General features: G+C 65.0%; 19 protein-coding genes. 11 read left to right on the top strand and 8 right to left on the bottom strand.

Annotation, left to right across the window (positions count from 1 at the left end; genetic code table 11):
• Window positions 1–181: 181 nt before the first annotated feature.
• Window positions 182–1,519, top strand: a complete 1,338-nt coding sequence (locus AB4850_RS01785) for a reverse transcriptase family protein (RefSeq protein WP_414440914.1) — start codon at window positions 182–184, stop codon at window positions 1,517–1,519.
• Between the two features lie 180 nt (window positions 1,520–1,699).
• On the opposite strand, the gene AB4850_RS01790 is transcribed toward AB4850_RS01785, so the two are convergent.
• On the bottom strand, window positions 1,700–2,662 hold the full coding sequence (locus tag AB4850_RS01790) for a LysR family transcriptional regulator (protein WP_414440915.1): 963 nt from the start codon (window positions 2,660–2,662) through the stop codon (window positions 1,700–1,702).
• A 106-nt stretch (window positions 2,663–2,768) separates the two neighbouring features.
• Between AB4850_RS01790 and AB4850_RS01795 the strand changes: the two genes are divergently transcribed.
• Both AB4850_RS01795 and AB4850_RS01800 read left to right on the top strand, forming a co-directional pair.
• The gene (locus tag AB4850_RS01795; RefSeq protein ID WP_414440916.1) at window positions 2,769–3,503 is read left to right on the top strand and encodes an SDR family NAD(P)-dependent oxidoreductase; all 735 of its coding nucleotides are present in this window, start codon (window positions 2,769–2,771) and stop codon (window positions 3,501–3,503) included.
• 179 nt (window positions 3,504–3,682) lie between these two features.
• On the top strand, window positions 3,683–4,279 hold the full coding sequence (locus AB4850_RS01800; RefSeq protein WP_414442048.1) for an NADPH-dependent F420 reductase: 597 nt from the start codon (window positions 3,683–3,685) through the stop codon (window positions 4,277–4,279).
• Window positions 4,280–4,367: 88 nt separating this feature from the next.
• Here the strand turns inward: AB4850_RS01800 and AB4850_RS01805 are convergent, their stop codons facing one another.
• Window positions 4,368–5,003 (bottom strand): hypothetical protein, encoded by a 636-nt coding sequence (locus AB4850_RS01805; RefSeq protein ID WP_414440917.1) that lies wholly within the window; start codon window positions 5,001–5,003, stop codon window positions 4,368–4,370.
• Between the two features lie 78 nt (window positions 5,004–5,081).
• On the opposite strand from AB4850_RS01805, the gene AB4850_RS01810 reads away from it, so the two are divergent.
• On the top strand, window positions 5,082–5,969 hold the full coding sequence (locus AB4850_RS01810; RefSeq protein ID WP_186146825.1) for a LysR family transcriptional regulator: 888 nt from the start codon (window positions 5,082–5,084) through the stop codon (window positions 5,967–5,969).
• Window positions 5,970–6,252: 283 nt separating this feature from the next.
• Here AB4850_RS01810 and AB4850_RS01815 read toward each other — a convergent pair whose 3' ends face one another.
• Window positions 6,253–8,043: an FAD-dependent oxidoreductase gene (locus tag AB4850_RS01815; RefSeq protein ID WP_414440918.1), complete on the bottom strand. Its 1,791-nt coding sequence runs from the start codon at window positions 8,041–8,043 to the stop codon at window positions 6,253–6,255.
• A 316-nt stretch (window positions 8,044–8,359) separates the two neighbouring features.
• On the opposite strand from AB4850_RS01815, the gene AB4850_RS01820 reads away from it, so the two are divergent.
• Together AB4850_RS01820 and AB4850_RS01825 are read left to right on the top strand one after the other, a co-directional pair.
• The gene (locus tag AB4850_RS01820; RefSeq protein ID WP_414440919.1) at window positions 8,360–8,800 is read left to right on the top strand and encodes a VOC family protein; all 441 of its coding nucleotides are present in this window, start codon (window positions 8,360–8,362) and stop codon (window positions 8,798–8,800) included.
• Window positions 8,801–8,805: 5 nt separating this feature from the next.
• A complete protein-coding gene (locus AB4850_RS01825; protein ID WP_414440920.1) occupies window positions 8,806–9,810 on the top strand; it encodes a homoserine dehydrogenase in 1,005 nt (334 codons plus the stop codon).
• 96 nt (window positions 9,811–9,906) lie between these two features.
• On the opposite strand, the gene AB4850_RS01830 is transcribed toward AB4850_RS01825, so the two are convergent.
• The 3 genes from AB4850_RS01830 to AB4850_RS01840 form a co-directional block, all read right to left on the bottom strand.
• On the bottom strand, window positions 9,907–11,022 hold the full coding sequence (locus AB4850_RS01830; RefSeq protein ID WP_414440921.1) for a Rieske 2Fe-2S domain-containing protein: 1,116 nt from the start codon (window positions 11,020–11,022) through the stop codon (window positions 9,907–9,909).
• A 316-nt stretch (window positions 11,023–11,338) separates the two neighbouring features.
• Window positions 11,339–12,688, bottom strand: coding sequence for an MFS transporter (locus AB4850_RS01835; protein WP_414440922.1), 1,350 nt, complete (start codon window positions 12,686–12,688; stop codon window positions 11,339–11,341).
• 83 nt (window positions 12,689–12,771) lie between these two features.
• Window positions 12,772–13,713 carry a 2-hydroxyacid dehydrogenase gene (locus tag AB4850_RS01840; protein ID WP_414440923.1) on the bottom strand — a complete coding sequence of 314 codons (942 nt, stop codon included), beginning with the start codon at window positions 13,711–13,713 and terminating at the stop codon, window positions 12,772–12,774.
• Window positions 13,714–13,859: 146 nt separating this feature from the next.
• Between AB4850_RS01840 and AB4850_RS01845 the strand changes: the two genes are divergently transcribed.
• Window positions 13,860–14,753 carry a LysR family transcriptional regulator gene (locus AB4850_RS01845; protein WP_414440924.1) on the top strand — a complete coding sequence of 298 codons (894 nt, stop codon included), beginning with the start codon at window positions 13,860–13,862 and terminating at the stop codon, window positions 14,751–14,753.
• A gap of 4 nt (window positions 14,754–14,757) precedes the next feature.
• Here AB4850_RS01845 and AB4850_RS01850 read toward each other — a convergent pair whose 3' ends face one another.
• Window positions 14,758–15,690 (bottom strand): Fic family protein, encoded by a 933-nt coding sequence (locus AB4850_RS01850; protein WP_414440925.1) that lies wholly within the window; start codon window positions 15,688–15,690, stop codon window positions 14,758–14,760.
• 910 nt (window positions 15,691–16,600) lie between these two features.
• Window positions 16,601–17,998, bottom strand: coding sequence for a PLP-dependent aminotransferase family protein (locus tag AB4850_RS01855; RefSeq protein WP_414440926.1), 1,398 nt, complete (start codon window positions 17,996–17,998; stop codon window positions 16,601–16,603).
• A 265-nt stretch (window positions 17,999–18,263) separates the two neighbouring features.
• Here AB4850_RS01855 and cyoA point away from each other — a divergent pair, with 265 nt between their 5' ends.
• The 4 genes from cyoA to cyoD are packed head-to-tail and all read left to right on the top strand — an operon-like array spanning window position 18,264 to window position 22,220.
• Window positions 18,264–19,208 carry a ubiquinol oxidase subunit II gene (gene cyoA, locus AB4850_RS01860; protein ID WP_414440927.1) on the top strand — a complete coding sequence of 315 codons (945 nt, stop codon included), beginning with the start codon at window positions 18,264–18,266 and terminating at the stop codon, window positions 19,206–19,208.
• 5 nt (window positions 19,209–19,213) lie between these two features.
• Window positions 19,214–21,220: a cytochrome o ubiquinol oxidase subunit I gene (gene cyoB, locus AB4850_RS01865; protein WP_414440928.1), complete on the top strand. Its 2,007-nt coding sequence runs from the start codon at window positions 19,214–19,216 to the stop codon at window positions 21,218–21,220.
• Complete coding sequence (gene cyoC / locus AB4850_RS01870) at window positions 21,220–21,834, top strand: cytochrome o ubiquinol oxidase subunit III (protein WP_414440929.1); 615 nt, start codon at window positions 21,220–21,222, stop codon at window positions 21,832–21,834. Before cyoB ends, cyoC begins: the two co-directional genes overlap by 1 nt.
• Entirely contained in the window at window positions 21,831–22,220 is a 390-nt protein-coding gene (gene cyoD / locus AB4850_RS01875) for a cytochrome o ubiquinol oxidase subunit IV (protein WP_414440930.1), read from the top strand. Before cyoC ends, cyoD begins: the two co-directional genes overlap by 4 nt.
• Window positions 22,221–22,280 lie beyond the last annotated feature (60 nt).

Genomic DNA, 22,280 nt, shown 5'->3' on the forward strand with positions numbered 1-22,280 from the left:
TCGTGCTCACGCGGCGCGATGGGCCAAGCTGACCTCGGGAGCAAGCTCGACCGCTTCCCGAACGACGGGGTTACCCCTTCGTTGCAACGCAATTGGCAATACGTCGCAAGAGCCTTGCTGCGCTTCGCGCAGAGCCGCTCCAGCCGGACCGGCACGTTGACTCATCGCTCCGCCCTCTCTCATGCGCCCCGGTATCCCGAAGACCATTGCGTTGCTCTGCGAAGCCATGCTGGCCGGCGACCCCGAGCCGGCCGCAGTCGCCGCGCGGCTGGTGCTGGCCTGCGACCGGCACGAAGGCTGGATGGACGCGATCGCCCGGATCGCCGTGGAACGCTTCGCGCGCGTCTGGCGCGACACCGAACCGGACGAACTGGCCAGCCTGTTCGAGCTCGAGGCGCCATTTCCCCCGGGCTGGTCGGTACGCGACCTGCCCGCCATCGTTCGCATCCAGCGCCGCGCGCCCGAGCAGCGGTTGCCGCCGCCGCGCCTCGTCCATCTCGATCTGCCGAGCCTGCCGACCTTGCGCGAACTGGCCGACTGGCTCGAACTCTCCGATGAGGACCTGGCCTGGCTCGCCACGCGATGGCGTGTCGCGCCGAACGAAGCCGCCTCGCCGCTCCATCACTACCGGTATCACGCCCGAGAAAAGCCGGATGGCCGGCATCGGCTGATCGAGCAGCCCAAGCCGCAGCTGCGCGTGGCGCAATACAAGCTGCTGCATGGCTTGTTCGACCGGGTCCCTCCGCACGAGGCCGTGCATGGCTTCCGGCGCGGCCGCAACATCGTCTCGTTTGCCGCGCCGCACGCGGGTCAGCCGCTCGTGATCCGCCTCGACTTCGAGGATTTCTTCGGCTCTGTGACGGAGGCACGCGTACACGGCCTGTTCCGGACACTCGGCTATCCCGTGGCCGTCGCGCAGGCGCTCAGCGCGCTGGCGACCAACCGCGTGCCGAGCCGGCTGTTCGACGTCAGCGGCCTGAAGGGGAAGTTCGACTGGCACGCGCAGCAGCGGTTGCGCACACGGCATCTGCCGCAAGGGGCCGCCACCTCGCCGGCGTTGGCCAACCTGTGCGCGTTCCGGCTCGACCTGCGGCTGGCCGCGCTGGCACGCGGCTTCGGGGCAACCTATACGCGTTATGCCGACGATCTCGCCTTTTCGGGCGGCGACAGGCTGAAGAGGGTGGCTCGCGACTGGCCGCTGTGGGTGGCGCGAATCGCCGAGGACGAGGGTTTCACGGTCAGGCCGCAGAAGACGCGGGTCCTGCGGGACAACATGCGCCAGCAGTTGGCCGGCGTGGTGGTGAATCGGCATCCGAACCTGCCGCGACAACGCTTCGACCTCCTCAAGGCCACGCTGACCAACTGCGTGCGGCATGGCCCCACCTCGCAGAACCGCGACGGTCGCACCGATTTCCGAGCCTCGCTGGCTGGCCACGTGGCGCATGCAACGATGTTGAATGCCGCGCGCGGCGCCAAGCTGAAGGCGATTTTCGATCAGATCGACTGGACGCGCGGTTGAAGGTGGTTCGAAGCGGATTGAGTGGCTGGTGGTTTTCGACCCGTTTCGGCCAGTCGATTCTCGAGGGACCGACTGACTCGAACCTGAGCATTGCTGCCATTGAAGATTCCAGAAAACGGACTTCCGCTTATTTACTTTGCAGATGTCAGCCGAGGGCCGCGAGGCCGTACTGGCCGTTCCTCAGGGCTCGCGGGCTGCCGGGCTCTTTGGGGGGTGTTTGGGATCGAGCTCCGGAGCATCTTTCGGGCAGCTCTGGCGATCTCCCAGACGCTCGAGGAGTCGTGCCTCGCATTCGGAAACAGAGTACCCGCGCCGCTGCGAGATCATGAACGTGAGGGGGCGCATATGCCATGCGCGCCGTTGGAGCTCGACAAGCGTCCCATTCGCGAGGTCCTGTTCGACCATATGGCGCGGCATGTGCCCCCAGCACAAGCCTCCTCTGAGTAGGTCGTGCTTCGCGCCGAGGTCATTGACCCACCACTGGTGTTCACTGGCGATCCCCTGTTGCGTCTTTTCTGCATCGGGCTGGTTGTCGGTGACGACAAGCTGGATGTGCCGGCCGAATTCTTCCCGCGATATCGGCCTCGCCATTGCGGCCAGCGAATGCGATGGCGCACAGACGGTCACCATTTGCGCATCGCATAAATGCAGCCGTTCTATCGTGCCTGGGCTGAGCTCGGGCACGTCTGTGATCGTTACCGCCAATGCGCACGTACCTTGGAGGACCAGACGCTCGCCGCCCTGCATGGTTGTCATGCGCAGATTAATTGCCACCGTTGGAAAGTCCGCCTGCAGGGTGCGCAGGCATTCAATCAGGTGGGCGCGCGAAAAATAGGTATCCACGGCGATCGAGACCTGTGGAACGCCGGTTTCAGCAATCGCAACCGCACGCATCTTCATTTCCTCGGTGCGTGAGATGACTCCGCGCGCATCGGGCAGGAGGCTGCGGCCCGCCGCCGTGAGCGTCGCTTTGCGCGTGTTGCGCTCGAACAGCACCACGTCAAAGGCATTCTCAAGGGCGCTGATCGCGTGACTGATCGCCGACTGTGCACGCCTCAGTTCCCTCGCTGCCCCGGAAAAGCTTCCTTGGTCACACACCGCGACGAAGGCCCGAAGTTGATTGATGGTGACACTGTCGAGCATGGATATCTAAAAAGTAGATTGTATTTATAGATATTTAGTCAATTTCCTTCATAAATCAAGAGCCTCAAAATCTGGCTTGTCGTTTTCGTTTCGAAGGATGCACGATATGAACAGATTGAATGGAAAGACCGCCGTCGTCACTGGCGGAGCTACTGGCATCGGCTTCGCTGCGGCAAGGCGCTTCATCGAGGAAGGCGCTTTCGTCTTCATCTACGGTCGCCGGCAGGAAGCGCTCGATGCCGCCGTGACCGCCCTCGGTCCAAATGCCCGTGCTGTAAAGGGCTCGGTCTTCGAACTGACTGACCTCGACCGGCTCTACGCGGCGGTGAAGGCCGAGCGCGGAACCCTCGACATCGTCTTTGCCAACGCTGGGGCGGGACGCCCGCTTCCTCTCGGCCAGATCACCGCCGGGCACATCGACGATATCTTTGACACCAATGTAAAGGGGACGATCTTTACGGTCCAAAAGGCGTTGCCGCTGATGAGCTCAGGCGCTTCGATCATCCTGACCGGATCGAGCGCCGGCACCACGGGAGCCGCGGGATTCACGGTCTACAGCGCGAGCAAGGCCGCGGTGCGCAACCTCGCCCGGACCTGGGCGGAGGACTTGAAGGGCACCGGCATCCGCGTCAACGTGCTGTCGCCCGGGGCAACGGCGACCGAACTGGCCAAGCAGGCGCTGGGCGAAGAGGGCCAGAAAGCCTACGGTGCGATGACGCCGCTCCAGCGTATGGCCGATCCGGCTGAGATCGGGGCCGTGGCCGCCTTTCTCGCCTCGTCGGACAGCAGCTTCATGACCGCCAGCGAGGTCGCCGTCGACGGCGGCCTGGCACAACTCTGAATCACATGACGCAGTCACTAAAGACGCTAAAGGGCAAAACAGCGCTCGTTACCGCGGCATTGGCCGCGCGATTGCCGAACGTCTTGCAAAGGACGGGGCGACAGTCGCACTGACCTACAACGTGAGCAAATCCGGCGCGGATGAGGCGATTGACCGCGCTGAAAAAGAAGGAGAAACAGATGAATTACTCAATCATTGGCTTTGGGAAGATTGGTCACGCACTTGCGAGAGCGTTCGCCCGAAAAGGCATCGAAGTGGCCGTTGCAACTACGCGCGATCCGGCAAGCTTCGCAGCCGATGCGGCCGCGATCGGACCCACGATCATTCCCCAAACCCTGGCGGAAGCCCTCAAGGCGGACATCATCTTTCTGGCACTTCGTTTCGAGTCGCACCCGGAAGTCGCGAAGGCATTGCCGAACTGGAAGGGAAAGACCGTCATCGACGCGATGAACACGCAAATCCCGCCGGAGGAACTGGGCGGCCTTCCGTCCTCCGCCTTCGTTGCGAAGGCGTTCAGCGGAGTCCGCCTGGTGAAAGGCTTCAACCATCTGGTTGCTGCCGTCCTGGACCAGGACCCGGTTGTGCATGGAGGCAGGAGAGTCGTGTTTCTGGCGAGCGACGATGCTGCCGCAGCAGCGGAGATCGGTGAGCTTGCTAAAAATCTCGGTTTCGCACCGATCCAGCTTGGCGGCCTTTCGGAAGGCGGATGGCTTGTGCATGCACGCGGAAAGCACTGGGGTCACCTAATTTTCAAGGATCTGGTCAAGTTCGATTAGTTAGCTGATTGAAGATTGCAGTCTCGCCTCGTGGACGAAGCTTGGCCGGCACGCATCGCGGGCACGAGGGATTGGCAGATCTGTTCGTTCAACGCTCGCGCTGGTAGTCGTACCGATGCGCGAGCCATCGGGTGCCGCTTCCATCCGCCAGAATGAAGTACTGGTCCTTCGTCTCGTGGTCGGGGCCTTTGCGCGCGATCACCTGTTCCATTCGAAGCAATCGTCCTGACCATTCAGGCAAGATCGGTGGCGCGGCAAACGGCTCGAAACGCAGCGTGATGCGGTCAGGAGCGTCGCGCTCGAAGCTCGATGCCGTCATCGGGGGGACGGGCACGCGAGTGTCGATGGAGACATAGCACCACTGCCCCGCGATCGCATCATAGCCAAGATAATCGATACGCACGGGCTCTTTGCTGTTCACGGTATGCAGACGCTCTTCCAGCAAACCGCCCGCCATGCGCCTTTCGGCGACCAGCCCTTTGGTGACTACTGGCGGCGCATCCGGACGAACCCAGAATGTCTCGACAACGATCCACTTCCCTTGCTGACTGGACAGGGCTGCCGTCTCCCGCATTACGTTCGCTTGCTCACTCTGCTGAGCCGAAACCGGGACGGTCAAGAAGATGCCGACGGTGGCCAGCGACATCACGAGAGGGAGAAGGAAACGAGGTGAGCGCACGCGAATCTCCTTGCGGCTGTTAAGGGAAGGAAAAGAAATATCCATGCGTACGATGGTAGACCGCGCCTGTCTGGCGACGGTAACGATAATATTTCGCCCTGATGTAGCCTCTGGGGATACAACGTGATTGATCTTTTCAAAGACGTTCCTGCTTTTGTCGCCGCAGCAGAGGCGGGGAGCTTTGCGGCTGCCGGCCGGCAATTGCACCTTTCGCGCTCGGCGGTCGGCAAGGCGATCGCGCGCATCGAGGATCGCCTCGGTGTTCGCCTGTTCAACCGAACGACACGCGCACAGTTGCTCACCGATGAGGGCCGCGCCTTTCTCTCTCGATGCGTGAGGGCCACGGAGGAACTGCGCGAGGGCGCCGCGTGGCTGGATGCCGGGCGCGAACGCGCCAGCGGCGTGCTAAGAATCACGATGCCCGTGCTCTACGGCCGACTGAAAGTCGCGCCACTGCTGCTGCGTGTCGCAGACGAGAATCCTGAGCTGACAATCGAAATCGATCTGCGGGATCGCTGCGTGTCCCTTGTCGAGGAGGGATATGATCTGGCCGTCAGGAGCGGATCGATCGGTACGGCGGCTGGCCTGTCGTCGTACATTGTCGGCCGGCACGCGACAGTGCTTTGCGCGGCACCGTCGCTGGTTGCGCGGCTGGGCATGCCCAATTCGCTCGACGACCTTGGCCGATACGACTCACTCGTCTACCATCGCGACGGATGGAGCGAGCCTTGGATCTTCCCGACCGAGGACGGACGACTGGAACTGGTCGAGCCACGTTCGCGCATCCGCGTTGCCGATCTCGGGATCATCCTTGACGCGGCGGTCTCGGGCCGAGGGGTTGCGTGGTTGCCCGACTGGCTGGTCGAGGACACGCTCGCGTCGGGTACGCTTGTTCAACTCCTACCCCACCTCCCTGCACGCCACCATGATGTCCACCTGCTCTGGGCAACGGCGGCGGTTATCCCTGCGCGGCTACGGGTCGCGATCAATGCCCTGCGCAGAGCGGCTTAGTACCAGGCGAATGAACTGACGCACAAGTTATGAAAGCTTGCGAGCCGAGCATAGGAACCGTCAGGCCGGCCCGGATGCGACGCTTGCACGGTCCTCTGATTCGGGAGAATGTCTGCAACCGGTCGCGACGCAGACATTCGTACGTCGGAGTTCAGGAATTGACGAACGCCTGCGGTTGGCCGGCAAGCGGACCGAGAGGGCCGGCCGCTTCCAACCCGAAGCAGTCTGTGCCCGAATGGACGACACGCAACCGCTGCAAATCAATAGACGAACATCCCAACGATCACGACCGCACCGGCGTGAAGCCGTCGGAACTCCAGTCCTCGCTGCCGACCCCGTGATGGACAAAAAAGAATCCCTCGGGGTCGTAGCGGTTCTTGATCGCTTTCAATCGCGCATAATTCGCCCCCCAAAACGCTTCGCGCCAATCTCCACGGAAAAAATCTGTTTCCGACAGATAGGAGCCGCCTTGTGGTGACAATGCTTTGAGAACGGCCGCGGCTTTGGCCACACGCTCGGCTTGGCGGTATGCCTCTGTCATGTCAGGCGGCGTGATCGGGAGACCCGCAAACGGCGGCGAACCGCCCGCAGCCACAATCATCAAAGCGAACGCGTCGGCAACTTTCGGATTCATGGCGCACTGACGTGCGTGCGCGTTCACCTCCGCAGGGGCGCCCGCGAGTCCCTTGTTGACATGCAGTTCCACGCTCTGAAATTGGGCGGCCTCCATGAGCGCTCCGGCAAGCCGGCCGCGTTGGGCGGGTTCGAGAAGCGTCGCGGGCAGCCATTGTGACTCGTAGCCGTACAGAAATAGTGAGGCTTGGTCTCCATCGCCTCGCCACCAACCGTGCTGGGTGGCCGCTCCGGCCCGTGGGTCGGGCGCTAGCCCCGGGTTGGTCTTGAGATCCCACCAGCGGCGTGCGGGACCGGCGCCGATCCGAGGTTCGTCGTTGAAGATGAAATCTGCCGGTGAGGCTCGTACCCAATCGATGAACGGCGCCCAGACCGATTTGGCCCGTCCGTCGTCGAGGCCCTGACACACCATCGACACCCTGACTTCGTCTTCGTGAAAAACAAGCTGCTCGCCCCATTGGGGGTTGAACAGGTTTTCGGCATAGTGGTCAACGAGCCGTTCAACCAGCCGCCGGTAAGCCTCGCGCGATGAGGCCTTGACCGTGAACTCGGCCCAACCAAAGTGCTCGGGCAGATCGTGGGTCTGCAAAGTGATCCGGGTCACCACACCGAAACTGCCGCCACCTCCGCCTTTCAGTGCCCAGAAAAGGTCGGGCTCCCGCGATGCGTTGACCGTGCGGACCACGCCGTCAGCGGTGACGATCTCGGCCTGGAGCAGGCTCGCGGCCGCCAATCCGTAACGCTTCGAGAACGATCCGAAACCGCCGCCCTGGACGAGGCCGGCCACCCCCACGCTCGCACAGCCGCCGCCCTGGACGTATCGTCCCGCCTGGGTGGTAACGGCAGTGTAGACATCGATCCACATGCAGCCGGCCTCTACCGTCACAGCCGGGGTCGGAGGCATCGAAGAGCCCGATGGAACGAATGCATCGTGCAGTTCGATGCGGTTCATCGCGCGTGTCCAGATCAAAAGGGAATCCGGCGCGTTCGAGCCGCCAAGGTAACTATGCCCCCCGCCTTTCACCACCAGACGCAAATTGTGTTGGCGCATGAAATTGATGCCCGCCACCACGTCGGTGGTGGAACGGGCCGCCACGGCGTAAGCGCTCGCGCGGGCTGTCCATCCGTCGAGCCACCCTGATATCTGCGTGCCGCCAGGATCGTCACCGAGCGCGATCGGGTTTCGCGCTTCCCCCAGGCGAGCAAGACAATCGGGCGTGCGGGGCGCTTGCGCACAGGTCTGCCAGATGGTCGTTGGTCGCAACAGATTTCCGCCAACTGCGCAACTCAGCGCCTCCCATTCCTCTGCGTCCGGCCACGCAGGATCGCGAGGCCGGACGCGGCCCGTTCGAGCCGCTGCTGGAATCACGTCGGCAAAAATCGTGGTGGTGGGGAGGAACGGCAGGGCGGCAACACCCTTTAGCAGGCATCGTCTCTTCATGACGTCTCTTTTTCTTACCGTGAGCTAATCGGCTTGGCGAACCATCTTTTCTGGATTCTAAAGCGAGCCCGGTTCATCGTAGATGAGTGGCCGGTACCTGCCTTCAAGCGCGACGAAGCAAGCCGATACTATCGGCGACGCGTAGCGCGATCGCAGTCACTCTGTTACCCCACCCCCAATCCATCAAAAATTTCGATCATTAAACAAAAATAAATATCGTTTTCCATCGATACCATGAATCTTTAACATCATCGTCATGGTTCCCCGCCCAACCGGCAGCGAACCCAACCACCCCCACAAAACCGGAGCCCCGACGATGACCACCCCCCAAACCCCCGCCCCCCTGCTGCCGTTCCACATCGCCTTCCCCGTCCACAGCCTCGAAGCCGCCCGCGCGTTCTACGGCGATCTGCTCGGCTGCCCCGAAGGCCGCAGCTCGGCCGAGTGGGTCGATTTCAACTTGTTCGGTCACCAGATCGTCGCCCACCTCGCACCCGAAGAAGCCGGCATCGCGCCCACCAACGCGGTCGACGGCCACGGCGTGCCGGTCCGCCATTTCGGCGCGCTGCTGACGCTGGAGCAATGGCACGTCCTGGCCGACAAGCTGCGCGCGGTGGGCACGAAGTTCGTGATCGAGCCGTATATCCGCTTCAAGGGCGAGCCGGGCGAGCAGGCCACGATGTTCTTCCTCGATCCGTCGGGCAACGCGCTCGAATTCAAGGCGTTTGCCGATCTCGGCAAGCTGTTCGCGAAGTAAGCGCCATGTCACGCTGCGATGTCGTGATCTCGGGGTTCGGCCAGATCGGCCGGGCCGTCGCCGGGCTGCTGGCGGCACGCCACGCGCGCTATCGCGAGCGCTACGGCGTGGACGTGCGGCTCACGGGCATCAGCCGCTCGCGCGGCGGGCGCATCGATCGCGACGGCCTGCGCGATGCGCTCGACGCCGATGCACCGCTCGATGCCGCGCTGACCGGCGAGGCGTTCGTGGCGGCCGCGCGGCCGCAGGTGCTGATCGAGGCCGGCCCGACCGACTACCGCACCGGCGGCGCGGGCTACGGCTACCTGCGCGCGGCGCTGGCTTCGGGCGCGCACGGCATCGCGATCTCGAAGGGCGCGCTGGTGTTCGATTACCCGGGGCTGCGCGCGTTGGCCGATGCGAATGGCGTGCGGCTGAAGATCAGCGGCGCGACGTCGGCCGCGCTGCCCACGATCGACCTGATCGAACTGAATGCGGCCGGTTGCGAGGTGAGCGTGATGGAAGGCATCTTCACGGCCACCACGAACTATGTGCTCGATCGCATGATGTCGGGCGTCGCGTTCGCCGACGCGGTGGCCGAGGCGCAGCGCGCGGGCATGGCGGAGCCGGACCCGCGCTTCGATCTGGACGGCTCGGACACGGCCTGCAAGATCTGCATCCTTGCCAACGCGGGCTTCGGCGCGCGGCTCGCGCTCGATGCGATCGCGCGCGACGGCATCGAGCACGTGTTGCCGGACGATCTCGCGCGCTGGCGCGCCGAGGGCCGGGTGCCGAAGCTGGTCGGCCGCATCGAACGGCGCGACGGCGCGGTGAGCGCTTCCGTGCAACTGCGCACCTACGCGAGCGATCATCCGTTCGCGCAAGTGGGGGCGGGCATGAAGGCGGTGCGGATCGAGACGGACGCGATGGGCGAACTGCTGGCGATCGGCCACACCAGCCCGCTGGCGACGGCGGCCGCCGCCCTGAAGGACTTCGAGCATCTGCTGATGCAGGGCATCGCCGCGCGTTAGGCGTTCAGGCACCCGGAATGAAAAAAGCAGGCGCGCAGCCTGCTTTTTTACGCCCGTCGGGCAGAGCGCAGCGCGTGGCGCGCCGCGCGGTGAAGCTCAGGCCGCCGGCCCGATCTCGCGGTGGATCGGGATCACGGTGCGCCCGCCGTTGGTGCGCAGCACGTCGCGCAGGTCGTTGATGACGGGAAACACCTCGTTGTTCCAGTCGGCGCCCTGCATGTCGTGCGCTTCCTGCTCGCGTTCGACGATCCAGCGGTCTTCCTTGAAGATCCGCTCGGTGAACCACACCAGCAGCGGCCACGCGAAATCGAGCGCGAACGGCACGGACGGCTTGCGGATCGACAGCATGCCGAACGTCCGGTTGGTGCGCTGCTCGGCGTCGAGCGGCACGTAGACGATCCAGAGATCCATCACCAGCGTGCCTTCGCTCGACAGGATCTTCAGCTTTTGATACGGATACTCGGTGCGGATCGTCATGACGCTCTTGTCGCTCTGATCCTGCGGCTTCTTGCTGGCGCCGAACACGAGCGCCTCGCCGATCGGCTGCTTGCCCTCGGCGCGCGAGAACGTGTAATCCACTTCCACCCAGCCGTCGCCGCGGCGGCGGCCGAGCGAACGCGCCTTCATCTGGCCCATCTCGCGGCGATGCAGGAACTGATGGTTCATGTCCATCAGGTTCTCGTGCATGAACGAGTAGTGGCATTTGACCTTGCGGCCGAAGCGGCGGGTCTTGTACTTCGGGTCGGACACGGTGGGCAGCCCGGGCACGGGCTTTTCGGCGGCCAGCGCGGGATCGCCGGTAAACACGAAGATCAGGCCTGCCACTTCCTGGCACGGATACGACCGCACGCCGTTGGGCAGGCGCTCCTTGCCGAGATACGGGACATCGACGCACTGGCCGCTGCAATCGTAGGTCCAGCCGTGATAGCCGCAGCGCAGCGCGTCGCCGTCGACCACGCCGGCGTGCAGCGGCACCTGGCGGTGTGCGCAGCGATCTTCGAGCGCAAAAACCGTTCCCGATTCACCTCGGAACAGAACGATCGGATCGCCGGCGAAATGCACGCCGAGCGTCTTGCCGCGCTTGAGTTCGCGCGACCAGGCGAGGGGATACCAGAAATCGGGATGAATCGGCACGCGGCGCAGATCGCGCACGGGAAGCGTGACGGTGGAATCGGTGGCGTTGTTCGTGTTCTGCAGGGGCACGGCGTGCATGCGGGAGCATCTCCTGGCGTTGCGGGCGCATGGGACCATCGCGGCGGAACGCGAAGGGCAATCGGAGGAGTGTAAGCGAAACTGGCGCGGCTCAGTCATGCCTTGTGAAGCAAACATGACAGGGGACGTGCGAGATAGGGGCGGATCGGGCCGCGGACCGGGCCGAGAAGCAACCGGGGCAGCCGCCCGCGCCGTGGGCGATTCGTCAGGGGGACTGACGGTCGGCGGGGTTTTTCATGGGCGGCCCGGATGACGATCGGCCATCCGAAACAAATTCGCCGCGTGCCGACGTGACGCAGCCGGCACGCGGCGCGCGTCAGGCGGGCAGTTCGACCCGCCGCAGCTTGCCGGCCAGCAGGCCGTAGGCGAGGATCGCGACGATCCCGTGCGCGCCGACGAACCACAGCGCGCGGTCGAACGAGCCGGTGGTGGCCACCACGAAGCCGATCACGAGCGGCGTGACGATGCCGGCCGTGTTGCCGATGCCGTTGAAGATGCCGCCGCTCAGGCCGGTCATGTCGCGCGGCGCGACGTCGGCGAGCACGGCCCAGCCGATCGCGCCGAGGCCCTTGCCGAAGAACGCCAGCGACACCAGCACCACCACCATCGTGTCCGATTCGGCCCACGGCGCGAGCATCAGCGAGGTGGCGAGCGCCATGCCGATCATGAACGGCGTCTTGCGCGCCACCGAGGTGGAGCAGCCGCGCCGGATCAGGAAATCCGACAGCAGCCCGCCGAGCACGCCGCCGCTGAAGCCGCAGATCGCCGGCAGCGCCGCCACGAAGCCCACGGTCATGATGTTCATGCCGCGCGCCTTGACGAGATAGATCGGAAACCAGGTGATGAAGAAGTAGGTCAGCGCGGTGATGCAGTACTGGCCGATATAGACGGCCCACAGCGTGCGGCTGGTGAACAGCGCGCCGATCTCGCGGCGCGTGAAGCGGCGGCGGGTGCCGGCCTGGGCGCCGTCGAGGCTCACCAGCGCGCCGTTGGCGGCGATATGGTCGAACTCGGCGCGGCTCATGCGCGGGTGCGAGCCGGGGTCGCGCAGCACGGCGAACCACAGCACCGCCATCGCTAGGCCGAGCGCGCCCATGAAGAAGAACACCTGATGCCAGCCGAACGCGTGCGTCAGCCCGGCCATCAGCGGCGTGAAGATCACCACGGCCAGATACTGCGCCGAGTTGAACAGCGCGCTGGCGGTGCCGCGCTCGTTGGTCGGGAACCAGGTCGCCACGATTCGCGCATTGCCGGGGAAGGCCGGCGATTCGACCAGGCCGAGCATGAAGCGCATCACGAACAGCGCGACGGTGGCGCTGGCCGCGCTGCCGAACAGCGACACGCTGCCTTGCGCCATCGTGAACACCGACCACAGCACGATGCTCGCGCCGTACACGCGGCGCGCGCCGAACCGGTCGAGCAGCCAGCCGCCCGGAATCTGCCCGATCGCATAGGCCCAGCCGAACGCGGAGAACACGATGCCGAGCGCGCTCGGCGAGAGGCCGAGATCCTTCGAGACGAAGGTGCCGGCGATCGAGAGCGTGGCGCGGTCGGCGTAGTTGAGGACGGTGACGCTGAAGATCAGCGCCAGGATCCAGTAACGGAAATGGCCGATGCGCTCGCTGGCGGCCGCGGCCTTCGACGTCGTGATGTCGATGCTTTTCATGTGTCTCCTCCCTGATTTGGCGGGATGGTGCTGCCTGGTTCTGCCTGATTCTGCTTATTGCCGTGGTTGTACGGCCCGGCGCGTCACGGCGTGACGCTCGTATCGGGCCGGCGGCCGGCGAAACTGGCGGCGAGGCTGTCGAGCACGATCGCGCCCATCGCCTCGCGGGTCTGCACCGTCGCGCTGGCGCGATGCGGTTGCAGCACCACGTTCTGCATGCCGAACAATTCTGCGGGTGCGTTCGGCTCGTCCACGAACACGTCGAGCCCGGCGCCCGCAATGCGGCCGTCGGCCAGCGCGCGCACCAGGTCCGCCTCGTTGACCAGCTTGCCGCGCGCCACGTTGATCAGATAGCCATCGGGGCCGAGCGCGTCGAGCACGCGCGTATCGACGATGCCTTCGGCGTTGTCGGCCGAGGCCGCCAGCACCAATGCGTCGCTGTCGGTGGCCAGTTGCGCGAGATCGGCGACGAAGCGGTACGGCGCGTCGGGCAGCTCGCGCAGGTCGGTGTAGGCGATCGGGCAGCCGAACGCGGCGGCGCGCGCGGCGATCGCGCGGCCCACCCGGCCCAGCCCGACGATGCCCACCCGCATGCCGCTGAACTTGCGTGCGAGCGGCAGCCCCGGCGCCTTGCCCCACTGGCCGTCGCGCACGTGGCGGTCGCCCACGCAGAGGCCGCGGCAGGCCGACAGCAGCAGGCCGATCGCGAGGTCGGCCACGTCGTCGGTCAGCACGCCGGGCGTGGTCGAGACATGCAGGCCGCGTTCGCGCGCGTAGTCGAGATCGACGGCGTCGGTGCCGATGCCGTTGATCGCGACGATCTTCAGGTTCGGCAACTGGTCCATCACCGCATTGCGGATGCCGGAGGCGCCGCCCGTGACCACGCCCTGGATCCGCGCGCCGATCTCGCGCAGGTAGCCGGCCGGCTCCGCGTGCTCGTAGTAGCGATGCAGCGTGTAGCGCTCGGCCAGTTGGCGCTCGAGCGAGGGCAGGACGGGGTTGATCAGCAGGATGTCGAACGGCATGGCGGGTGGTGTCTCGAACGGCTTGAAATGGGAATCGGCGGCGCGCCGGCAGGCAAGGGGCGAGGGCGGCCCTGTGCGAACGAGTATAGGCAGGCGATCGATCGAGGTCTAAGCTATATTCCGCATCGATCAATACAAAAATTGGAATGAACGTCGAACTCAATCATCTGCGTTGTTTCGTGGCCGTGGCCGAGGAATTGCACTTCGGCCGGGCCGCCGCGCGGCTGTTCATGACGCAGCCGCCGCTGAGCCGGCAGATCCAGTTGCTGGAGGAATCGCTCGGGCTGCTGCTGTTCGAGCGCAACAGCCGCAGCGTGAAGCTGACCGCGGCCGGGCGCGGCTACTACGACGATGCGCAGCGCATCCTTCGCCTGACCGACCAGGCCGCCGACGCGGCCCGGCGCGTGGCGCGCGGCGACGAGGGGCAGGTGACGGTGGGCTTCACGGCGGTGGCCGGCTACCGGCTGGTGCCCGAACTGCTGGCGGCGGCGCGCGTGCAGTTGCCGGGCATCCGGCTGGTGCTCAAGGAGATGGTGTCGGTGGTGCAGATCGAGGCGCTGAAGGCGCGCGCGATCGATATCGGGATCCTGCGCGCGCCGTCGGCCGACCCGGAGATCGTCACGGCGCGGCTCGCGCGCGAACCGCTGATGGTGGTGCTGCCGGCCGCGCATCCGCTCACGCGCCGCAAGACGATTGCCGCGGCCGATCTGGCCGGCCAGCCGTTCGTCATGTATTCGGCCGACGGCGGCAAGTATTTCCACGATCGCGTGCTGGCGCTGCTGACGGAGGCGGGCGTGTATGTCGACGTGGCGCAGCAGCTCGACCAGACGCATACGGTGCTGACGCTGGTGCGCGCGGGGATCGGCGTGTCGATCGTGCCGGCCTCGGCGCGCGAACTGGGCATGCGCGACGTGACGTTCCGGCCGCTGTGGGCGCGCGACGCGGTGGCGGATCTGGATCTGGGCTGGCGGGTGGAGCGGGACAGCCCGGCGGTGGAGCGGTTTCGGGCGTTTGCGATGGAGGGGCGGGGGGACGGATAAGGCGTTATTCGGTATCCACTTCCGGCCAGAGGCGCGGAAAAACGAAGCGCAGGCTTTGCAGCGGCAGATCGAACGACAAGTCGTCTCGATGCGAGGTGGATTTCAGAATGCCGAAATCGAGCAGGCTGCGGATGACGCGACGGCCGGTGGTTTCGCCTTCACCGAGCATCCGCGCGAAATCCGCGCGGGGTAACGGGCGTTGCAATGCGATGAATTCGAGCGGTAGTGCAGCTTGCGCGGCTCGGATGACGGATTTCTCCGAGCCGATTTGCCACGGGTTGGCTTCGAGATATTGCAGGAGATCCTTCAAGCGCTGGGCAAAGCCGCCGGCGTCGATCATCTTCAGCATGAAATCGACTTGATCGAGGCAGCAATCGAGGAAGTAATCGACAAAGCGGATCAAGCCTTCCTGCGAAAGATTGCCTCGGCCATCGAGATCGTTTCGACGGGTCATATCGGCGTCGGCCAACCGGGTGTAATAGGCTTCGTGGCTTCGTGCAAAGCCGCGAAGCGGCGACCAGAGGCCCCGGGTCAAGCCTGCCGCGTTCAGCGCGAGATGCGAATGCAAACGGCAGACGCGGCCGTTGCCGTCGATAAACGGGTGAACCCAGGCCAATCGATGATGCGAGCATGCAATCGCGATCAACTGAAGCTCGCGCGGGCGGATGAACCGATAACCCAGGCTCCACTCGGCCAACAGCGGTTCGATCATGTCGACTTCGGGCGCGGTATGCCGCCCGACGGTGACATCCTTGTCGCGCAGCGCACCGGGCACGATCGGATCGCCATCCGGCGTCACGCGCAGTGCTTCCGGCATGGCGACAAAGAACCGTGCGTGAATCTCGCGTACCCGGGCCGGGTCGAATAGCTGCGGCACCGACATGTCCCGCCATTCGGCTTCCAGTTCCGATTCGGCGCGGATATGGGCAATGGCCATATGCTGCTTTCGAAAATCATCGACATCGGGCGAATACTCGCGCCGCAGTGCGGCCTCGATCTTGGCGGGGGGGTGTGTTGCCCCTCGATCTTGTTCGTGTAATACGAATTCATGCTGCGCAGCCGTGGCGCGAGGGCCGCTGCCAACGGGGTGCCGTCGACTTTCAATAGCTGTTGCGTCTTGTCGATCAGTGCCGATGCGCGCTCGATCGAACCATTCAGAACGCGATTTTCCGGAAATAGGGGCTGGAATGTCGCGGTGGTCGTCATATGCGCTTCTGGCTGGCTCGGTGGAGGGAGAAATGGAGGGTTTCGTGTAGCCGAAATTCTGCCATAACTATTTATTTTGTATAGAGATTATTTTTATCGTGAAGGGTTGTTTGGAGGGTTCCATGAAGGGTTCCGAGGAGGCGTGAGAATGAACCCTTCTTCCGACACTTTTTCCCCATGCGCCTTTCTCTGCGCTTTCTTAAGTTTCGCTTAAGCATCCTCCCCGACCATCTGCGCGCGTTATTTCCGCCCCCCGTGCCGACAAGCGATAACGACAGGAGAATGCCGATGCATTGCGAAGCGGCAAGCTTCGTGAGGCAGACGAGTGGCAGCGGTGCGTCGCCCGCCATGGCGCGCCGGATGCAAGCGCAAATGCAGGCACGGATGGCGGAAAGGGCGATGTTGCGGGCCACGAAATGCCGGTCTCGCAGCAGGCGGCGTTCGGCGGCGTGTCGGCTTTGGCCGGCATGCCTCTTGACGCAATGTTCGGCGCATCGCCGGCTGTCCCGCACGCTCCTGCTCATCCCCTGATGTCTTCGCGCCCCGATTCGCACACCGGCGCGTCAACCCGACCGATCGACACATGCCAAACGGGCCGGGGAAAGCTTCCACGCTTCCCCGGCCCGTTTCGTTTCCCCACCTCAAACGATCAACCCCCGCCCGCTCGACACATCGCTCGCCAGCAGCAGCGACAGCCGCCGCAGCGCCGCATGCAGTTGCGTGCGATCGGGCGTGGCCCCGAGCGACACGCGAATCGCGTTCGGCGCGTTCGCGCCCAGGTAAAACGCCGTGGACGGCGCCACCGCCAGCCCTTCGGCACCGGCCGCCCCGGCCAGCTCACCGGGCGCCCAGTAACTCGGCAGCGGATACCAGAGATGAATGCCGGCCTCGCAGCCGCCCGTGGTGCCGAGCATCTGCGCGGCGGCGCGCAGCCGTTCGCGCGCCTCGGCGCGCACGCCGTCGAGCACCTGCGCGGCCGAGCCGTCGTTGATCCATTGCGTGACGAGCGCATTGGTCAGCGGCGGCGACATCAGCGAAAACGAGCGCAGCGCGGTCAGGAACGCATCGCGCAACGCCTCGTCGGGCAGCGCGACGAACGCGGTGCGCAGCCCCGGCGACAGGCATTTCGACAAGGTCGACACGTACACGACCTGGCCCGGCGCGATCCGCGCGAGCGGCGGCGGCGCGTCGGGCGCGAACAGCCAATACGGATCGTCCTCGACGATGCGCACGCCGTGCCGCAGCGCCACGGCCAGCAACTCCTGCCGGCGCGCGGCCGGCAGGGTCGCGCCGGTCGGGTTCTGCAACGTCGGGTTCAGGTAGATGAGCCGCACCGCGCTGCCTTGCGGCTCGCGGCAGGCGGCGTCGAGCGCGTCGGGCCGCATGCCCTGCGCGTCGGTCTCGATCGGACGCGCGACGCGCCCCAGTTGCGTGGCCGCCAGCGGCAGCCCCGGGTAGACGAGCGGTTCGCAGGCGACCGTGTCGCCGGGCGCGGTCATCGACACGATCAGCGCGGCCAGCGTGGCCTGCGCGCCGGGGCTGACGACCACCCGCGCGCGCGGCACCTCGCCGAGCATCGGCCGCAGCCAGCCGACGGCGGTGTCGCGGTCGGCCTCGCTGCCGCCGCCGAGGTGATAGGTCATCAGCAGGTCGATGTCGCTGCGCATCAGCACCTGCGACATGCCTCGCCGCAGCAGCATCTCCAGGTCGACGCCGGCCGGCGGCGGGGGGATGTTCATGCTGAGATCCACGCGCTGCGCCAATTCCACCTTCGGCGCCGCCACGAACGTGCCGAGCGGCCCGCGCGATTCGAGCAGATGGCGGCTGCGCGCCTCGTTGAAGCCGCGCGTGACGGTGGTCAGGTCGACGCCGAGCAGCGCGGCGATCTGCCGTTGCGGCGGCACGCGGTCGCCCGGTTGCAAGCGGCCGTCGGCAATCGCCCGCTCGATGAACGTGACGATCTGCAAGTAACGCGGCCCCCGGCCATCGGCCAGCGCGTCTTGCCATACATGTGAGGGTTCCGAAAGATTTTGCGGCATTCTGTCGCGGTATGTGTGTGTCATGTCTTACTCTACCATCCGACATCGAAGCGCGTAAATCCATACATAAGGTATTTGTATGCACGGCCATGCCGGCCGCGCGTTCCGGGGGCCGGCACGAACGGGCATCGATGCGGATGGGCAGGTTTGCGCGTCAAGCCAACACGGACAATCCATGCGCACACCATCTTCCCGAACCCCGCCCGGTGTCGAATCCGGGCCACCGCAATCCCCGTCTTCCCACGCCTCCCCGCTGGCCGCCGCCATGCGCACGCTGCCGGCCGCCGCGCTGTTGCTGCTCGGCGGTTGCAGCAGCGTGCTGATGAACCCGAAGGGCGATATCGGCGTGCAGGAAAAGCACCTGATCCTGATCGCGCTGGGCCTGATGCTGCTGGTCGTGATCCCGGTGATCGCGCTCACGCTGTGGTTCGCGTGGCACTACCGCGCCACGAACCGCAGCGCGACCTACGCGCCGCGCTGGTCGCATTCGACCGCGATCGAAGTGGTGGTGTGGACCATCCCGTGCGTGATCGTGGTGGTGCTCGCGATGCTGATCTGGCGCACGACGCTGAGCCTCGATCCCTACAAGCCGATCGAATCGCGCGAGAAGCCGGTGCGGGTGGACGTGGTGGCGCTGAACTGGAAGTGGCTGTTCATCTACCCCGACTACGGCATTGCTTCGGTCAACGAACTGGCGGTGCCGGTGGGCACGCCGGTCGATTTCCGGCTGACGGCCGAATCGCTGATGAATTCGTTCTTCATTCCGCAGCTCGGCACGCAGGTCTACGCGATGCCGAGCATGCAGACGCGCCTGCACCTGATCGCCGATGAAGCCGGCACGTATCTGGGCCAGTCGGCGGCGTTCAGCGGCCCGGGCTTCTCGGACATGCACTTCAAGACCCACGCGACCAGCCGCGGCGAGTTCGACGCCTGGGTGGCGCGCGCCCGCCAGTCGGCCGTCTCGCTCGACGCGGCCGCCTACGCACGGCTCGCGCAACCGAGCGAGAAGAACGCGCCGACGCTGTACGCGAGCGTGGTGCCCGACCTGTTCGACAACGTCGTCGCCGCCTCGATGCGGGCCGGTTCGGCCAACCCGAGTTGCACGGCGGCGGAGCCGGGCGTGGTGGCGACAACCATCAAGTCGGCCGACGCGGCTTCGATTTCCCTTTCTTCCGGCGGCGCGCGCTCGCCCCTTCTGGCTACCCGGTAATCATCATGTTTGGAAAGCTCACTCTCGATGCCATACCCTGGCACGAACCCATCATCATGGGCACGCTCGCGGTGGTGCTCGTGCTCGGTGCGGCGCTGTTCGGCGCGATCACCTACGCGGGCAAGTGGACGTACTTGTGGCGCGAATGGTTCACCTCGGTGGACCATAAAAAGATCGGCGTGATGTATATCGTGATGGCGATCGTAATGCTGCTGCGCGGCTTCGCGGACGCGATCATGATGCGCGCCCAGCAGGCCGTCGCGAACAACGACGCGGCCGGCTACCTGCCGCCGCATCACTACGATCAGATCTTCACGGCGCACGGCGTGATCATGATCTTCTTCGTGGCGACGCCGCTGATCATCGGCCTGATGAACGTGGTGGTGCCGCTGCAGATCGGCGCGCGCGACGTGGCCTATCCGTTCCTCAACTCCTTGAGCTTCTGGTTCGCGGTGGTGGGCGCGGGGCTGGTGATGATCTCGATGTTCGTCGGCGATTTCGCGGCGACCGGCTGGGTGGCGTATCCGCCGCTCTCGGAGCTGGGCTACAGCCCGACGGTCGGGGTGGATTACTACATCTGGTCGTTGCAGATATCGGGCCTCGGCACCACGCTGACCGGCATCAACTTCATCGTGACGATCCTGCGCATGCGCGCGCCGACGCAAAAGCTCATGCAGATGCCGGTGTTCGTGTGGACCGCGCTGATCACCAACATCCTGATCGTCGCCGTGTTCCCGGTGCTGACGGGCACGCTCGCGCTGCTGACGGCCGACCGCTATCTCGGCATGCACTTCTTCACGAACGAGCTCGGCGGCAACGCGATGATGTACATCAACCTGATTTGGGTCTGGGGCCACCCCGAGGTGTACATCCTGATCCTGCCGGCGTTCGGTGCGTTCTCGGAGATCATCGCGACGTTCTCGGGCAAGCCGCTGTTCGGCTACAAGTCGATGGTGTACGCCACGGCCTCGATCGGCGTGCTGTCGTTCTTCGTGTGGCTGCACCACTTCTTCACGATGGGCTCGGGCGCGAACGTCAATGCATTCTTCGGGATCATGACGACCATCATCTCGATCCCGACCGGCGTGAAGCTGTTCAACTGGCTGTTCACGATGTATCGCGGCCGCATCCGCTATCACAGCGCCACCCTGTGGACGATCGGCTTCATGATCACGTTCGCCGTGGGCGGCATGACCGGCGTGCTGCTGGCCGTGCCGGGCGCGGATTTCGTGCTGCACAACAGCCTGTTCCTGGTGGCGCACTTCCATAACGTGATCATCGGCGGCGTGGTGTTCGGTTGCCTGGCAGGCGTGAGCTTCTGGTTCCCGAAGGTGTTCGGCTTCACGCTCGACGAGTTCTGGGGCAAGGTGTCGTTCTGGTGCTGGCTGATCGGTTATTGGCTCGCGTTCACGCCGCTCTACGTGCTCGGCTTCGAGGGCATGACGCGCCGCATGAACCACTACGCCGTGCCGGAATGGCACCCCTGGCTGGTGATCGCGCTGGTGGGCGCGGTGTTCGTGGGCCTGGGCATCCTGGCGATGCTGGTGCAGATTTATGTGAGCGTGCGCCGCCGCGATGCGCTGCGCGACGTGACGGGCGACCCCTGGGGCGGCCGCAGCCTCGAATGGTCGACCTCGTCGCCCGCGCCGTTCTACAACTTCGCGATCGTGCCGACCATCACCTCGGTGGAACAACACTGGGACGACAAGGAATCGGGCCGCGCCTACGTTCAGCCTAAGCAGTACGAAGCTATCCACATGCCGCGCAACACCGGCGCCGGCGTGATCATCGCCGCGTTCAGCGCCGTGTTCGGCTTCGCGTTCGTGTGGCACATGTGGCCGTTCGTGTTGCTGGGCCTGATCGGCATGGTCGGCACGTTCCTCGCGCGCACCTACGACACCGATACGGATTACTACGTCACGGCCGCCGAAGTCGAGCGGATCGAAAACGCGCGTTTCGCGCAACTGAAGCGTCACGCTCCCGTGCCGCTCAATGAAACCGAGGTGGCCTGATGAGCGCCCATAGCCTTGAACACGGCCACGACAATGGCCACGACCACGGCCATCACGACGACGGCAGCAAGACCGCCATCGGCTTCTGGATCTACCTGATGAGCGACTGCCTGATCTTCGCGACGCTGTTCGCGACGTTCGGGGTGCTCGCCAACGCCACGGCCGGCGGCCCGACGGGGCAGAGCCTGTTCGAGCTCGATTACGTGCTCGGCGAAACCATGCTGCTGCTGGTCAGCAGCTTCACGTTCGGCCTCGCGATGCTGGCGATGAAGGGTGGCCGGCGCGGCACGGTGATCGCATGGCTCGCGATCACGTTCGTGTTCGGCGCGGGCTTCATCGGCATGGAAGTGCACGAGTTCGCGAAGCTGGTGGCCGACGGCGCCGGCCCGCAAACCAGCGCGTTCCTGTCCGCGTACTTCGGCCTGGTCGGCACCCACGGGCTGCACGTGACCTGCGGCCTGATCTGGATCGGCGTGATGATGCACCAGGTGTGGAAGTTCGGCCTGAACGGCATGGTGCAGCGCCGCCTGGCCTGCCTCAGCATGTTCTGGCACTTCCTGGATCTGGTGTGGATCTGCGTGTTTACCTTCGTCTATCTTCGGGAGTTCGTATGAAGCCCAGCCCGCATTCGCATTCCGGCCACGCCGCCCATGACGGGCACGACGCCGCGCACGGCTCGCTGAAGGGCTATGGCATCGGCATGGTGCTGTCGGTGCTGCTGACCTTCGTGTCGTTCGGCGTGGTGATGACGCATATCGTGCCGCGCCAGTACGGCCTGGCCGCCATCACCATCGCCTGCGTCGCGCAGCTGATCGTGCAGTTGTTCTACTTCCTGCATATCGGCACGGCGCGCAGCCAGCGCGCCAACACCGGCATCTTCATCTGCACCGGGTTCCTGATCGCGGTGATCGTCGGCCTGTCGCTGTGGGTGATCCACAACGCCAACGTCAACATGATGCCGACCCACATGTCGATCGAACGCGCGCTCGCCAAGGACTGATCAAGAACTGACGAGCCCGTCCGGCAGCCTCGCACGGCGCACCGCTCCTCACGGGGCGGT

Origin of the sequence: Burkholderia sp. 22PA0106 (assembly GCF_047497155.1) — a bacterium.
In the GTDB taxonomy this organism is placed as follows: Bacteria; Pseudomonadota; Gammaproteobacteria; order Burkholderiales; family Burkholderiaceae; genus Burkholderia.